Source organism: Brevundimonas sp. RM1, assembly GCF_052907225.1.
This window is the reverse complement of record NZ_JBRERY010000056.1, coordinates 1-2,302: the sequence shown is the minus strand read 5'-3', so window position 1 is coordinate 2,302 and position 2,302 is coordinate 1. Positions and strand designations below refer to the sequence as shown.

The following is a 2,302-nucleotide window of genomic DNA, read 5'->3' as shown; positions in this document are numbered from 1 at the left end:
GCGAACATGGGAAAGACCATGCCGCCGATCAGGACGTAGTGCAGGTGGGCGACGATGAAGTAGCTGTCGTGGGCCTGCCAGTCGAAGGGCACCATGGCGACCATGACCCCGGTAAGCCCGCCCATGACGAAGATGACCAAGCCGCCCACGGCGAACAAGCCGGGCGTGGTGAAGCGCATCTTTCCGGCCGCTATGGTGGCGATCCAGGCGAAGACCTGCACGCCCGCCGGGACGCTGACCGCCATGGAGGCGGCGCTGAAGTAGTTGATGCTGATCTGCGGCATGCCGGTGGTGAACATGTGGTGCGCCCACACGCCGAAGCTGATGAAGCCGGTCGCCAGCATGGCCATGACCACCAGGGGATGGCCGACCAGCTTCGTGCGCGCCATGGCGGGGATGATGGTCGACATGGCCCCGGCCGCCGGCAGGAAGATGATGTAGACCTCCGGGTGGCCGAAGAACCAGAACAGGTGCTGCCACAGCATGGGATCGCCGCCCTTCAATGGATCGAAGAAGGGCCAGCCCAGCGCCCGTTCCAGCTCCAGCAGCAAGGTCGCCAGGATCACCGAGGGAAAGGCGATGATGATCATGCAAGCGAAGATCAGCATGGCCCAGGCGAAGACCGGCAGCTTGTCCAGCGTCATGCCGGGCGCGCGCGTCTTGAGCACGCCGACGATGATCTCGATCGCTCCGGCGATGGCCGAGATCTCGATGAAACCGATGCCCAGCAGCCAGAAGTCGGCGTTGATCCCTGGCGAATAGGTCATGCCCGTCAGCGGCGGATACATGAACCATCCCCCGTCCGGCGCCAGGCCGAAGAACAGGGAGCAGAAGAAGGCCAGGCCGCCGATCAGATAGGCCCAGAAGGCGTAGGCCCCGAGGCGCGGAAACGGCAGGTCGCGCGCCCCCAGCATCTGCGGCAACAGCAGCACGCCCAGCGCCTCGACCGCCGGCACGGCGAACAGGAACATCATCACCGTACCGTGCATGGTGAAGATCTGGTTGTAGGTCTCCTGCGGCAGGAAGCCCGTCATCGGCAGCGCCAGCTGGGTGCGCATCAGCAGCGCCAGCACACCCGCCAGCACGAAGAACAGCATGGCCGCGCCGACGTAATAGACGCCGATGATGTTGTTGTTGATCGCCGTGATCCACTCGCCGGGACGGCGCGGACCGCACCAGGCGGCCTCCAGCTGCTCCAGCTCGCCGTCTGGACGCGTCTCCTCGGTGGGAAAGCGATCGTATTTGCGGACGTCGAAGCCGGTTTCCGACGTCATTTCAGACTGTCCAGATAGGCGGCCACGTCGCGCAGCTCGCGCCCGGTCAGCACTGGATAGGACGGCATGCGGTTGCCCGGCTTGATCCCTTGGCTGTCGGCGATCCACCCCGCCATCGTGCCCTGATTGTTGGGCAGGATGCCCGCGCCCAGCGTCTGGCGCGAACCGACATGGGTCAGGTCCGGCCCGGCCAGGCCGTTGGCCTCGGTTCCGCGTATGGTGTGGCAGGCGCCGCACCCCGAGGCGCCGAACACCGCCGCGCCCGGCAAGGCGGACGGCGCGGCGGGCGCGGCCTGCCTGGCCCGCCAGGCCTCGAAGTCGGCCTCAGCATGGGCGACGACGACGAAGCCCATCAGGGCGTGAGGTCCGCCGCAATACTCGGCGCACTGTCCCGCATAGACGCCCGGTTTGTCAGCCTGCAGGCGCATGAAGTTGCGACGCCCGGGGATCATGTCCGTCTTGCCGCCCAAACGCGGCACCCACAGGCTATGGATGACGTCGGCGCTCTCCAGTTCGACCACCACCGGACGGCCGACGGGGATGTGAACCTCATTGGCATCCTGGACTAATTCGCGACCTTCCCCGTCCAGATAGGCGACGCGCCACCACCACATCTCGCCGGTGACGCGCACGCGCATCTCGCCGTCCCGCGGCGCATCCGACACGCGCGCGGTGACGCTGAGGCCGTAGATCAGCAGGCCCGTCAACACGACCACCGGAAAGGCCAGGCCGCCGATCCAGACTAGGCGCTCGCCGCCGACGCGACGTTTCCACGTCCTCGGCCCGAACAGGGCGACGCCCAGCGCGATCAAGACGACGGCCAGCACGACCGCGCCCATGACGAACAGAACCCAGGCGACGACCGTCACCGGCCCGGCGAACGGCCCGGCGGGGTCCAGCACCGGCGGCGGCCAGCCGCCCAGCATGTCCGGCGTCTCAGTCGTCATCGAGCGTATAGAGATAGGCCGCTATGTCGCGGGCTTCGGCTTGGGTCAGGGGCATGGGCGGCATGCCGGTGTCGGGCAGCA

General features: G+C 67.2%; 2 protein-coding genes. Both read right to left on the bottom strand.

Going from position 1 to position 2,302, the window contains the following annotated elements; genetic code table 11:
* The coding region (locus ACU5AP_RS16130; protein WP_446681546.1) for a cbb3-type cytochrome c oxidase subunit I at positions 1-1,274 on the bottom strand (1,274 nt) is incomplete at its 3' end.
* Complete coding sequence (coxB, locus tag ACU5AP_RS16125) at positions 1,271-2,221, bottom strand: cytochrome c oxidase subunit II (RefSeq protein ID WP_446681545.1); 951 nt, start codon at positions 2,219-2,221, stop codon at positions 1,271-1,273. The genes ACU5AP_RS16130 and coxB, both read right to left, overlap by 4 nt.
* Positions 2,222-2,302: the final 81 nt, after the last annotated feature.

Excerpts from the sequence above, each read along its gene's own strand:
- coxB (WP_446681545.1), bottom strand. The coding sequence starts at position 2,221 with ATGACGACTGAGACGCCGGACATGCTGGGCGGCTGGCCGCCGCCGGTG.